Origin of the sequence: Pseudomonas sp. M2 (assembly GCF_015751845.1) — a bacterium.
Classification (GTDB): Bacteria; Pseudomonadota; Gammaproteobacteria; order Pseudomonadales; family Pseudomonadaceae; genus Aquipseudomonas; species Aquipseudomonas putida_E.
This window is the reverse complement of record NZ_JADOUD010000001.1, coordinates 1,256,310-1,268,900: the sequence shown is the minus strand read 5'-3', so window position 1 is coordinate 1,268,900 and position 12,591 is coordinate 1,256,310. Positions and strand designations below refer to the sequence as shown.

11 protein-coding genes are annotated in these 12,591 nt (G+C 62.0%); 7 read left to right on the top strand and 4 right to left on the bottom strand.

The window, feature by feature from the left end:
• Positions 1–121: 121 nt before the first annotated feature.
• From IWW33_RS05965 to pdxJ, 7 genes are all read left to right on the top strand, one after another.
• Complete coding sequence (locus tag IWW33_RS05965; RefSeq protein WP_046787796.1) at positions 122–1,561, top strand: DegQ family serine endoprotease; 1,440 nt, start codon at positions 122–124, stop codon at positions 1,559–1,561.
• Positions 1,562–1,743: 182 nt separating this feature from the next.
• The gene (lepA, locus tag IWW33_RS05960) at positions 1,744–3,543 is read left to right on the top strand and encodes a translation elongation factor 4 (RefSeq protein WP_046787795.1); all 1,800 of its coding nucleotides are present in this window, start codon (positions 1,744–1,746) and stop codon (positions 3,541–3,543) included.
• A gap of 5 nt (positions 3,544–3,548) precedes the next feature.
• Entirely contained in the window at positions 3,549–4,403 is an 855-nt protein-coding gene (gene lepB / locus IWW33_RS05955; protein WP_119688349.1) for a signal peptidase I, read from the top strand.
• Positions 4,404–4,564: 161 nt separating this feature from the next.
• Positions 4,565–5,254: a ribonuclease III gene (gene rnc, locus IWW33_RS05950; RefSeq protein ID WP_012312992.1), complete on the top strand. Its 690-nt coding sequence runs from the start codon at positions 4,565–4,567 to the stop codon at positions 5,252–5,254.
• Complete coding sequence (gene era / locus IWW33_RS05945; protein ID WP_046787792.1) at positions 5,247–6,149, top strand: GTPase Era; 903 nt, start codon at positions 5,247–5,249, stop codon at positions 6,147–6,149. The genes rnc and era overlap by 8 nt, the downstream gene beginning before the upstream one ends.
• 53 nt (positions 6,150–6,202) lie before the next feature.
• On the top strand, positions 6,203–6,886 hold the full coding sequence (gene recO, locus IWW33_RS05940) for a DNA repair protein RecO (RefSeq protein ID WP_012312994.1): 684 nt from the start codon (positions 6,203–6,205) through the stop codon (positions 6,884–6,886).
• A gap of 43 nt (positions 6,887–6,929) precedes the next feature.
• Positions 6,930–7,670: a pyridoxine 5'-phosphate synthase gene (gene pdxJ / locus IWW33_RS05935; RefSeq protein ID WP_161872330.1), complete on the top strand. Its 741-nt coding sequence runs from the start codon at positions 6,930–6,932 to the stop codon at positions 7,668–7,670.
• A 99-nt stretch (positions 7,671–7,769) separates the two neighbouring features.
• Here pdxJ and cmoB read toward each other — a convergent pair whose 3' ends face one another.
• The 4 genes from cmoB to lon all read right to left on the bottom strand — a co-directional run bounded on the left by cmoB (position 7,770) and on the right by lon (position 12,477).
• The gene (gene cmoB / locus IWW33_RS05930) at positions 7,770–8,726 is read right to left on the bottom strand and encodes a tRNA 5-methoxyuridine(34)/uridine 5-oxyacetic acid(34) synthase CmoB (RefSeq protein WP_174142061.1); all 957 of its coding nucleotides are present in this window, start codon (positions 8,724–8,726) and stop codon (positions 7,770–7,772) included.
• Positions 8,723–9,466, bottom strand: a complete 744-nt coding sequence (gene cmoA / locus IWW33_RS05925) for a carboxy-S-adenosyl-L-methionine synthase CmoA (RefSeq protein WP_046787789.1) — start codon at positions 9,464–9,466, stop codon at positions 8,723–8,725. The genes cmoB and cmoA overlap by 4 nt, the downstream gene beginning before the upstream one ends.
• 89 nt (positions 9,467–9,555) lie before the next feature.
• Positions 9,556–9,948 (bottom strand): protease inhibitor I42 family protein, encoded by a 393-nt coding sequence (locus IWW33_RS05920; protein WP_046787788.1) that lies wholly within the window; start codon positions 9,946–9,948, stop codon positions 9,556–9,558.
• Positions 9,949–10,056: 108 nt separating this feature from the next.
• On the bottom strand, positions 10,057–12,477 hold the full coding sequence (gene lon / locus IWW33_RS05915; RefSeq protein ID WP_046787787.1) for an endopeptidase La: 2,421 nt from the start codon (positions 12,475–12,477) through the stop codon (positions 10,057–10,059).
• Positions 12,478–12,591 lie beyond the last annotated feature (114 nt).

Here is a 12,591-nt window from a genome sequence, read left to right as displayed (position 1 = left end):
TAAAGCATTGTCATTTGCAATCCATCTGTAAATTTTCTATAGGTCAGGCTTCTTGGAGTCTGGCCTTTCCTGCTTTTGCAGGCGGTCTTACGCTAACTACGCTCGTTGTGACGGGAGCCGTATGTCAATACCACGCTTGAAATCCTACCTATCGATGTTCGCCGCCGTGCTGATGCTTGGCCAGGTGCTGACCGCCCAGGCCGAGGAGGCCCTGCCGGACTTCACCACCTTGGTCGAGCAGGCCTCGCCGGCCGTCGTCAACATCAGTACCAAGCAAAAGCTGCCTGACCGCCGTGTCGCTGCCGGTCAGATGCCGGACCTCGAAGGCTTGCCGCCGATGTTCCGCGAGTTCTTCGAGCGCAACATGCCGCAACAGCCGCGCTCGCCACGTGGTGACCGCCAGCGCGAGGCCCAGTCGCTGGGCTCAGGCTTCATCATTTCCAGTGACGGTTATGTGCTGACCAACAATCACGTGGTTGCCGATGCCGACGAGATCATCGTCCGTCTGTCCGATCGCAGCGAGCTGCAGGCCAAACTGGTCGGCACCGACCCGCGCACCGATGTGGCCCTGCTCAAGGTCGACGGCAAGAACCTGCCCACCGTCAAACTGGGCGACTCCGAGAAGCTCAAGGTAGGTGAGTGGGTGCTGGCCATCGGTTCGCCGTTCGGTTTCGATCATTCGGTGACCAAAGGGATCGTCAGCGCCAAAGGCCGCACCCTGCCCAATGACACCTACGTGCCCTTCATTCAGACCGACGTGGCCATCAACCCAGGCAACTCCGGCGGGCCGCTGTTCAACATGAATGGCGAAGTAGTGGGTATCAACTCGCAGATCTTCACCCGTTCGGGCGGTTTCATGGGCCTGTCGTTCGCCATCCCGATCGATGTCGCGATCGATGTCTCCAACCAGTTGAAGAAGGACGGCAAGGTCAGCCGCGGCTGGCTGGGCGTGGTCATTCAGGAAGTCAACAAGGACCTGGCTGAATCCTTCGGCCTCGACAAGCCGGCCGGTGCCCTGGTGGCGCAGGTGCTTGAAGATGGCCCGGCAGCCAAGAGCGGCCTGCAGGTGGGCGACGTGATCCTGAGCATGAACGGCCAGCCGATCGTCATGTCGGCCGACCTGCCGCATCTGGTAGGCACCCTGAAGGCTGGCGCCAAGGCCAAGCTTGAGATCATCCGTAATGGCAAGCGCCAGAACCTGGATGTGACCATTGGTGCGATGCCTGATGACGATGCCGATATCGGTACTGGTACGGGTGCCGATGGCAGTGCAGAGCGCAGCAGCAACCGCCTGGGTGTTTCCGTCTCTGACCTGACCGCCGAGCAGAAGAAATCGCTGGAGCTCAAGGGTGGCGTCGTCATCAAAGAAGTCCAGGATGGCCCGGCAGCCATGATTGGTCTGCGTCCGGGTGACGTTATCAGCCACTTGAACAACCAGGCGATCGCCTCGGCCAAGCAGTTCACCGAAATTGCCAAGGACCTGCCGAAGAACCGTTCGGTATCCATGCGCGTGCTGCGCCAAGGCCGGGCGAGCTTCATCACCTTCAAGCTTGCTGAATAAGCCGGCTTGCCGGTTGCAAAGGGCAGCTTCGGCTGCCCTTTTTCATGAGAGTTCACAATTCTTGGCGGGAGTCAGCCTGTATCGTGCGTCAGAGGAATCTCCCATATCCCTGCTGGTTGAGGTACAATTCCCGGCTATTTTTCGGCGGGCGTCCGGCTCGCAGCCTTTTCGAGTGTTGACCCGTGAGTGATTTGAGTCATATCCGCAATTTCTCCATCATCGCCCACATCGACCATGGCAAGTCGACGCTGGCCGACCGTTTCATCCAGATGTGCGGTGGCCTGTCGGCACGCGAAATGGAAGCTCAGGTTCTGGATTCCATGGACCTGGAGCGCGAACGCGGGATCACCATCAAGGCCCACAGCGTCACGCTTCACTACAAGGCGCAGGACGGCAAGACCTACCAGCTGAACTTCATCGATACGCCCGGCCACGTCGACTTCACCTATGAAGTCTCGCGTTCGCTGGCGGCCTGCGAAGGTGCGCTGCTGGTGGTGGACGCCGGCCAGGGTGTCGAAGCCCAGTCGGTGGCCAACTGCTACACCGCCATCGAGCAGGGCCTTGAGGTCATGCCGGTCCTGAACAAGATGGACCTGCCTCAGGCCGACCCTGATCGGGTCAAGGACGAGATCGAGAAGATCATCGGCATCGATGCTACCGACGCGGTGGCGTGCAGTGCCAAGAGCGGCATGGGCGTCGACGAGGTGCTCGAGCGCCTGGTCCACACCATTCCCGCGCCTGTGGGCGAGATCGATGCCCCGCTGCAGGCGTTGATCATCGACTCCTGGTTCGACAACTACCTGGGCGTGGTTTCGTTGGTGCGCGTGCGTCAGGGCCGCGTCAAGAAGGGCGACAAGATCCTGGTCAAGTCCACCGGCAAGGTGCACCTGGTCGACAGCGTGGGTGTCTTCACCCCGAAACATACCCAGACCGCTGATCTGAAAGCCGGTGAAGTAGGCTTCATCATTGCCAGCATCAAGGACATCCATGGTGCGCCGGTCGGTGACACCCTGACCTTGTCCTCGACTCCCGAGGTCGAAATGCTGGCCGGTTTCAAGAAGATCCAGCCGCAGGTTTATGCCGGCCTGTTCCCGGTCAGCTCCGACGATTTCGAGGACTTCCGCGACGCCCTGCAGAAGCTGACCCTGAACGACTCGTCGCTGCAATACATGCCCGAAAGCTCCGATGCACTGGGCTTCGGCTTCCGTTGCGGCTTCCTGGGCATGCTGCACATGGAGATCATCCAGGAGCGCCTGGAGCGCGAATATGACCTGGACCTGATCACCACGGCTCCGAGCGTGATCTACGAGCTGGAACTCAAGACCGGCGAAACCATCGTTGTCGACAACCCGTCGAAGCTGCCTGATGTTTCGGCTGTCACGGACTTCCGCGAGCCGATCGTCACCGCGACCATCCTGGTGCCGCAGGAGCATCTGGGCAACGTCATCACCCTGTGCATCGAGAAGCGTGGCGTGCAGCGCGACATGCAGTTCCTCGGCAGCCAGGTGCAGGTGCGTTATGACATGCCGATGAACGAAGTGGTGCTGGACTTCTTCGACCGCCTGAAGTCGACCAGCCGCGGCTATGCTTCGCTGGACTATCATTTCGATCGCTATCAGTCGGCCAACCTGGTCAAGCTGGATGTACTGATCAACGGCGACAAGGTCGATGCCCTGGCATTGATCGTGCACCGCGACAACGCGGCCTATAAAGGCCGTGCGTTGACCGAGAAGATGAAGGAACTGATCCCTCGGCAGATGTTCGATGTGGCGATCCAGGCAGCCATTGGCGGCCAGATCATCGCGCGGACAACCGTCAAGGCGCTCAGAAAGAACGTACTGGCCAAGTGCTACGGTGGTGACGTCAGCCGTAAGAAAAAGCTGCTGGAGAAGCAGAAGGCCGGTAAGAAACGCATGAAACAGGTGGGCAACGTGGAGATTCCACAAGAAGCCTTCCTCGCCGTGCTCAGGTTGGATAGCTAGGTCCTATGTCGCTAAATTTCCCGCTGTTGCTAGTCATCGCCGTAGCCGTTTGCGGTCTGTTGGGCTTGATCGACCTGCTGTTCCTGGCCCCGCGCCGGCGGGCGGCAGTCGCCAACTACCAAGGTAGCGTCACCCAGCCAGAAATGGCCGTGGTCGAGCGCCTGAACAAGGAACCGCTGCTGGTCGAGTACGGCAAGTCGTTCTTCCCGGTGCTGTTCATCGTACTGGTGCTGCGCTCGTTCCTGGTAGAGCCGTTCCAGATCCCCTCGGGGTCGATGAAACCGACCCTGGAAGTGGGCGATTTCATTCTGGTGAACAAGTTCTCGTACGGCATTCGCCTGCCGGTGATCGACAAGAAGGTCATCGAGGTGGGTGACCCGCAACGCGGTGATGTGATGGTGTTCCGCTACCCAAGCGACCCGAACGTCAACTACATCAAGCGTGTGGTGGGCCTGCCAGGTGACCAGATCCGCTACACCAGCGACAAGCGGTTGTTCGTCAATGGCAAGCCCATTGCCGAGCAATTGGTCGGCGCCGAGCCCGGCACCCTGGGCAGCGCCGAGCTGTACAAGGAAAAGCTGGGCGAAGCCGAGCACCTGATCCGCAAGGAAATGACCCGTTATCGCATGCCGCCGGACCAGCAGTGGACCGTGCCGGCCGGCCATTACTTCATGATGGGCGACAACCGCGACAACTCCAACGACAGCCGTTACTGGGATGACCCGAACATTCCCAAGGAACTGCACGGCATGGTTCCGGACCGGAACATCGTCGGCAAGGCCTTCGCGGTCTGGATGAGCTGGCCAGAGCCCAAGCTCAGCCACTTGCCCAACCTGTCGCGGGTCGGCCTGATCCATTGATACCCTTCGGCGCTGTCCAGCAGACAGCGCCGAATGCATTTCTGACATAGGCTGTGTTCTCAGGGATCGAGAGATTCGTCGCTCGCCGCGACGGGCCACAGCCAAACAGTCTTTCAGGATGTTGATTTGAACAACGCGTTGAACAACCAACGGGTGGCTGCATGAGTGCTTCCCTTGCCCGTCTCGAGCGCAAGCTCGGTTACACCTTCAAAGACCAGGACCAGATGGTGCTGGCCCTGACCCATCGCAGCTACGCCGGGCGCAACAATGAGCGCCTGGAGTTTCTCGGCGATGCCATTCTGAACTTCGTGGCCGGCGAGGCGCTGTTCGAGCGCTTCCCGCAGGCCCGCGAAGGCCAGCTGTCGCGCTTGCGTGCGCGCTTGGTCAAGGGCGAAACCCTGGCCCGGCTGGCCCGCGGTTTCGATCTGGGTGAGTACCTGCGCCTGGGCTCCGGTGAGCTCAAGAGCGGCGGTTTCCGCCGCGAGTCGATCCTGGCCGATGCCCTCGAAGCCCTGATCGGCGCCATCTACCTTGATGCCGACATGCAGACCGCCCGCGAGCGCGTGCTGGCCTGGCTGACCGACGAGTTCGAAAGCCTGACCCTTGTCGACACCAACAAAGACCCGAAAACCCGCCTGCAGGAGTTTCTGCAGTCGCGTAGCTGTGAGCTGCCTCGCTACGAGGTGGTGGACATCCAGGGCGAACCGCACTGCCGTACCTTCTTCGTCGAATGCGAAGTGGTGCTGCTGAACAACAAGAGCCGTGGCCAGGGCGTGAGCCGGCGTATTGCCGAGCAAGTCGCCGCCGCCGCCGCATTGATCGCCCTGGGCGTGGAGAATGGCAATGACTGAGAACAATCCGACCCGCTGCGGTTACGTGGCCATCGTCGGCCGCCCCAACGTGGGCAAGTCGACCTTGCTCAACCATATCCTCGGCCAGAAGCTGGCGATCACCTCGCGCAAGCCACAGACTACCCGCCACAACATGCTCGGCATCAAGACCGAGGGTGATGTGCAGGCCATCTACGTCGACACCCCCGGCATGCACAAGGCCAACGACAAGGCCTTGAACCGCTACATGAACCGCAATGCCTCGGCGGCCCTGAAGGACGTCGATGTGGTGATTTTCGTGGTCGACCGTACGCGCTGGACCGATGAGGACCAACTGGTGCTCGAACGCGTTCAGTACGTGACCGGCCCGCTGATCATTGCAGTCAACAAAACCGACCGCATGGACGAAAAAGCCGAGCTGATCCCGCACCTGCAGTGGCTGCAGGAGCAACTGCCCAATGCCGAGGTCGTACCCATCTCTGCCCAGCAGGGGCACAATCTGGACGCGCTCGAGGCGCTGATTGCCAAGCACCTGCCGGAGAATGATCACTTCTTCCCGGAAGACCAGATCACCGACCGCAGCAGCCGCTTCCTGGCCGCTGAACTGGTGCGCGAGAAAATCATGCGCCAGCTGGGTGCGGAATTGCCGTACCAGATCACCGTGGAGATCGAGGAGTTCAAGCAGCAGGGCCATGTGCTGCACATCCATGCGTTGATCCTGGTGGAGCGTGACGGCCAGAAGAAGATCATCATTGGCGACAAGGGCGAGCGCATCAAGCGCATTGGCTCCGACGCGCGCAAGGACATGGAAACCCTGTTCGACGCCAAGGTCATGCTCAACCTCTGGGTCAAGGTCAAAGGCGGCTGGTCCGATGACGAGCGTGCACTGCGCTCGCTGGGCTACGGCGACCTGTAACCCCTCCAGCGGCCCGGATCTCTCCGGGCCGCTCTGCTTTCAGGCCACACTTCATGGAACAACCTGTCGGCCAGCCGGCCTACGTGCTGCACAGCCGTGCCTACAAGGAAACCAGCGCGCTGGTGGACTTCTTCACGCCGCAGGGGCGCGTGCGCGCGGTGTTGCGCCGTGCAAGGGGCAAGGGTGGCAGCCTGGTGCGGCCGTTCGTGCCGCTGGAAGTGGAACTGCGCGGCCGCAGTGAGCTAAAAAACGTCGGGCGCCTGGACAGCATGGGCATCGCGGCCTGGCTGCACGGCGATGCACTGTTCAGCGGCCTCTACCTCAATGAACTGCTGATGCGCCTGCTACCTGCCGAAGCACCACAACCGGAACTGTTCGAGCACTACGCTCTGACCTTGCAGGCCCTGGCCGCCGGGCGCCCGCTGGAGCCACTGCTGCGTTCCTTCGAATGGCGGCTGCTGGAAGACCTGGGTTACGCCTTTGCGCTTGACCACGACGTCAGCGACGAGCCGATCGAGGCCGACGGGCTGTACCGCTTGCAGGTCGATGCCGGCCTTGAACGCGTTTACCTGGTTCAGCCTGGCTTGTTCAATGGCGCCGAACTGTTGGCCCTCGCCCAGGCCGACTGGGATGCACCTGGTGCGCTGCTCGCGGCCAAGCGCCTGATGCGTCAGGCGTTGGCGGTCCATCTGGGGCCAAAACCGCTGGTCAGCCGGGAACTGTTTCGCAAGCGCTGAGCTCGTCGTATGCTGTGGGGCTAAATCTTCAGGAGAGCCTTTCGTGACTCACAGCAACCGCATGCTTCTCGGCGTCAACATCGACCACGTGGCTACCTTGCGCCAGGCCCGCGGCACACGCTATCCGGACCCGGTCAAGGCTGCGCTGGATGCCGAGGAAGCAGGCGCCGATGGCATCACCGTGCACTTGCGCGAAGACCGCCGGCACATCCAGGAGCGCGATGTGGTGCTGCTCAAGGACGTGCTGCAAACCCGCATGAACTTCGAGATGGGCGTCACTGAAGAGATGATGGTGTTCGCCGAAAACATTCGCCCGGCGCATATCTGTCTGGTACCTGAAACACGCCAGGAACTGACCACCGAGGGCGGCCTCGATGTGGCTGGGCAGGAGGCACGCATCAAGGCTGCGGTAGAGCGCCTGTCGCGCACTGGCGCCGAAGTGTCGCTGTTCATCGACGCCGACGAGCGGCAGATCGAAGCCTCGCGCCGTGTGGGTGCCCCGGCCATCGAGCTGCATACCGGTCGTTATGCCGATGCCCAGACGCCGACTGAGGTGGCTGAGGAGCTCAAGCGGATCGTCGACGGCGTCGCTTTTGGCGTCGGTCAGGGGCTGATCGTCAATGCCGGGCATGGCCTGCATTACCACAATGTCGAGGCGGTGGCGGCAATCAAGGGCATCAATGAATTGAACATTGGCCACGCTTTGGTGGCCCATGCACTGTTCGTAGGTTTCAAGGCAGCGGTGGCAGAGATGAAGGCGCTGATCGTCGCAGCTTCGCGCTGATCATCTGCGCTGCGTTATGCAGGCGGCCCATCGCCGGCAAGCCGGCTCCCACAGGTACAGCGCAGGCCTCAAGAGCTGCGCAGTCCCGGTGGGGGCTTTTCATTTGCGCGCCAACAGCGTGGCGCGGCGTGGGGCGGGCAACCCCTCGATGGTCTTGCTATGGTCGTTCGGGTCGAGGAAGTCCTCCAGCGACTGGTAGCGCATCCATTCGGTGCTGCGCTGCTCCTCGACGTTGGTCACACTGACATCCACGCAGCGCACATCGCTGAAACCCGCACGGCGCAACCAGCGCTCCAGCGCCGGGACCGACGGCAGATACCAGACATTGCGCATCTGCGCGTAGCGGTCTTCAGGCACCAGTACCTGCTGCTCGTCGCCCTCGACCACTAGCGTCTCCAGTACCAGCTCACCCCCTTTGACCAGGCAGTCCTTGAGCGCCAGCAGGTGCTCGATGGGGGAGCGGCGATGGTAGAACACCCCCATGGAAAACACCGTGTCGAAACCTTCCAGGCTGGCTGGCAGTTCCTCCAGCGCAAACGGCAGGTGCCAGGCCGGCAAGTCGGGCAGGTACCGCTGCACGGCCTGGAACTGGCAGAAGAACAGCCAGTTGGGGTCAACCCCGATGACCATGTCGGCGCCTGCACCGAGCATGCGCCATTGGTAATAGCCGTTGCCGCAACCGACATCGAGCACACGCTTGCCCTGCAGGTCCAGGTGCGGTGCCACGCGCGACCACTTCCAGTCCGAGCGCCACTCAGTGTCGACATGCACGCCGAACAGGTCGAACGGCCCTTTGCGCCAGGGCGCCAGGCCCATCAGGGCCTGGCGCATCTGCGCGCGGGTGGCGTCGTCGCAGTCACAGTCCAGACGCAGGCCGTCGGCCAGGTCGATTTCGCTTGGCTGCAGTGCCGGCAAGGCGTCCAGCGCACCGCGCCAGCGCTCGAGATCGCCGTGGCCTTTCTCCAGCTTGGCTTGAAGTTGTGCTTGCAGGCCTTGCGACCATAAAGCCAGTGGGGTGCCCGCCAGGCGGCGGACGAGGGGGGACAGATCGATCATGGCAGGGCTATCAGCGAGGCGAAATTAAGGCATTGGAACCAAGGCACCACCTTGCTGAAACCCGCCGCGCGCAGGCGCTCGGTGTGGGTGTGCAGGGTGTCGGGTTTCATCACGTTCTCGATGGCGCTGCGCTTCTGGGCGATTTCCAGTTCGCTGTAGCCATTGGCACGCTTGAAGTCCAGGTGCAGTTCATTGAGCAGGGTCTGCTCCTGGTCATCGGCGAAATGCAGTTTCTCCGAGAGGATCAGCGCGCCACCGGGCAGCAATGCCTGACGGATGCGGCCGAGCAACGCCAGGCGCTGTTCAGGGGCGATGAACTGCAGGGTGAAGTTCATCGCCACCACCGAGGCAGGCTCGAAGGGCAGGGCCAGGATGTCGGCGTCCAGTACCTGAACCGGCAGCAGTTCCTGGAACATCGAGTCCTGCGCGGTGAGGTACTGGCGGCAACGTTCGACCATGGCCGCGGAGTTGTCCACCGCGATCACCCGGCAGCCCTCGCTGCGCACATGGCGGCGCAGCGACTGGGTAACGGCGCCAAGGGACGCGCCGAGGTCATACAGGGCGGTATCGGGCTGGGCGAAGCGCGCCGCGAGCACACCAAGGTTCTCGACGATGGTCGGGTAACCGGGCACCGAGCGCTTGATCATGTCCGGGAACACGCGCACCACGTCTTCGTTGAACACGAAGTCGGGAACTTGCTCCAGAGGCTGGGCGAAAAGGCGGTCGGGTTGTTTGCTCACGGTGAATCCAGGCGGCTGACAATTGGCAGGGCCGGCATTCTAGCCAAACCGCGCCAAGGATGCATGGTCGGCTGACCAGCGCTGTGCGTTCAGTTGACCTGCACCGCGCAGTCGAAGGTCTGTACAGGCCGAACTTCCGGGGCCCAGGGCTGCTGATAGACCAGCACCAGGTGGCCTTCGCCTGCGGCACGGGCTTCGAAGCGCCAGGTGGAAATGCCCGCGCTGCCGACGATGCCGGCTTCCTCGGGGGCGCTGTAGACCTCGGGGCCGAGGCTGCGCAAGATGTTCGAGGCCGGGTTCTGCACCAGCCAGCGGTAGCCGGTGGAGGGGTTGCTGGGCAGGGTCAGGGTGAGCGCCTGGCCGACCTGCATGCGCTTGGGGCATTCGCTTTCAGCGTCCAGTTCGACGGTTTGCCTGGGCTGCTGGGCGCAGGCGGTAAGCAGGACGAGGCTCAGGGGAACGAGCAGACGAGGGACAGTCATGGTAGCTCCAGAGGCTGGCGAAGGCCTGAGGATAACCGATGATAGATGGGTTTTGTGCTATCAGTGCCGCCCTCATCGCCGGCTTGCCGGCGATGAGGGCGTTGCGGGTCAGAACAGCACTTTAGCCACGTCGGCAAAGCGCTTGGCAAAGTGCACGGTCAGCCCTTCACGCAAGTACTCAGGCAATTCTTCGAAGTCCCCGCGGTTGGGCTCGGGCAGGATCAGTTCGAAAATCTTCTGCCGCCGCGCTGCGATGACCTTCTCGCGCACACCACCAATCGGCAGTACCTGGCCGGTGAGGGTCAGCTCGCCGGTCATGGCCACCCCTTTTTTCGGTGCCTGGTCACGGGCCAGCGACAGCAGTGCGCTGGCCATGGTGATACCGGCGCTCGGCCCATCCTTGGGCGTGGCGCCTTCTGGCACGTGCAGGTGAATGAAGGCTTCGTTGAAGAAAGCCGGATCACCACCAAATTGCTTGAGGTTGGAGCTGACGTAGCTGTAGGCGATCTCGGCAGATTCCTTCATCACGTCACCCAGCTTGCCGGTGAGCTTGAAGCCGCGATTGAGCGTGTGGATGCGGGTTGCCTCGATCGGCAATGTCGCGCCACCCATGCTGGTCCAGGCAAGGCCGGTAATCACGCCTTTGCCTGCCAGCACCTGTTCACTGCGGAACACGGGTATGCCGAGTGCGGCCTCCAGGTCCTTGGTGCCGATCTTGAGCTTGGCATCCGGGGCTTCGAGCAGCTTGACCACGGCCTTGCGCACCAGTTTGCCCAGCTGTTTTTCCAGCTGGCGTACGCCGGCTTCGCGGGCATAGCCCTCGATCACGGCGCGCAGGGCGCTATCGCTGATGGCCAGGCTGGTCTTGGCCACGCCGGCCTTTGCCAGCTGTTTGGGCCATAGGTGACGCTTGGCGATGGCCAGTTTCTCTTCGGTGATGTAGCCGGAGAGGCGGATCACTTCCATACGGTCGAGCAGAGGGCCGGGGATCGAGTCCAGCGTGTTGGCGGTACACACGAACAGCACCTTGGACAGGTCCAGGCGCAGGTCCAGGTAATGGTCGAGGAAGTCGACGTTCTGTTCGGGGTCCAGGGTTTCCAGCAGCGCCGAGGCCGGGTCGCCCTGGTAGCTCTGGCCCATCTTGTCGATTTCGTCGAGCATGATCACCGGGTTCATCACCTCGACATCCTTCAGCGCCTGCACCAGCTTGCCTGGTTGGGCGCCGATGTAGGTGCGCCGGTGCCCCTTGATCTCGGCCTCGTCGCGCATGCCGCCGACGCTGAACCGGTAGAACGGGCGCCCAAGCGATTCGGCGATGGACTTGCCGATGCTGGTCTTGCCCACGCCTGGCGGGCCCACCAGCAGCACGATCGAACCACTGATCTCGCCCTTCCAGGCGCCCACGGCGAGGAACTCCAGGATGCGTTCCTTGATGTCATCGAGGCCCGCGTGATGCTGGTCGAGCACCTTGCGCGCATGCTTGAGGTCGAGCTTGTCCTTGCCATATACACCCCAGGGCAGCGCACTGGCCCAATCCAGGTAGTTGCGGGTGACGGCGTATTCGGGGGAGCCGGTTTCAAGAATGGCCAGCTTGGCCATTTCTTCATCGATGCGCTTTTTTGCCTGCTCCGGCAGGGTCTTGCCTTGCAGGCGCTGTTGGAACTGTTCGAGGTCGGCACTGCGGTCGTCCTTGGTCAGGCCAAGCTCCTGCTGGATGACCTTGAGCTGTTCCTTGAGGAAGAATTCGCGCTGGTGCTCGCCGATCTGCCGGTTGACCTCGGCGGAAATCTCATTCTGCAGGCGCGCAACTTCGACCTCTTTGCGCAGCATCGGCAGGACCTTTTCCATACGCTTGAGCATGGGCACGCAATCGAGCACTTCCTGCAACTGGTTGCCGGTGGCCGAGGTAAGTGCGGCGGCAAAGTCGGTCAGTGGCGATGGGTCGTTGGGACTGAAGCGGTTGAGGTAGTTCTTCAGCTCCTCGCTGTACAGCGGGTTGAGCGGCAGCAGTTCCTTGATCGCATTGATCAGGGCCATGCCGTAGGCCTTGACCTCGTCGGTCGGCTCGCTTGGCTGGCGTGGGTATTCGACTTCGACCAGATAAGGCGGGCGATGGTGCTTGAGCCAGGTGCGGATGCGTACACGGGTCAGGCCCTGGGCGACGAACTGCAGCTTGCCGTTTTCGCGGCTGGCATGGTGCACCTTGACCAGGGTGCCGTACTCCGGCAAGGCCGCAGTGTCGAAATGGCGGTGGTCTTCGGGAGGGGTGTCCATGAAGAACAGGGCCAGGCAGTGGTCCGGTGTCTTGGCCACCAGGTCGAGGGTTTCGGCCCAAGGCTCTTCGTTGACGATGACCGGCAGTACTTGTGCTGGGAAGAACGGGCGGTTGTGGATCGGAATCACGTAGACCTTGTCCGGCAATTGCTGGCCGGGCAGGGCGAGGGCGTGGCCGGTTTGGGCCTGACCATCAAGGTGTTCGATTTCGCTGTTTTCGTCGGGTTGTTCCGGAAAATCCTGCTGGTCGCTCATGGGGCACCTGCGTGAATGGCTATGGTGCTTAGATGGGGCGCGGGGGAATGGGTTTCAAGCTTCAAGCTGCAAGCTTCAAGCCGCAAGAAAAAAGCGGGACCTCGCAGGCCCCGC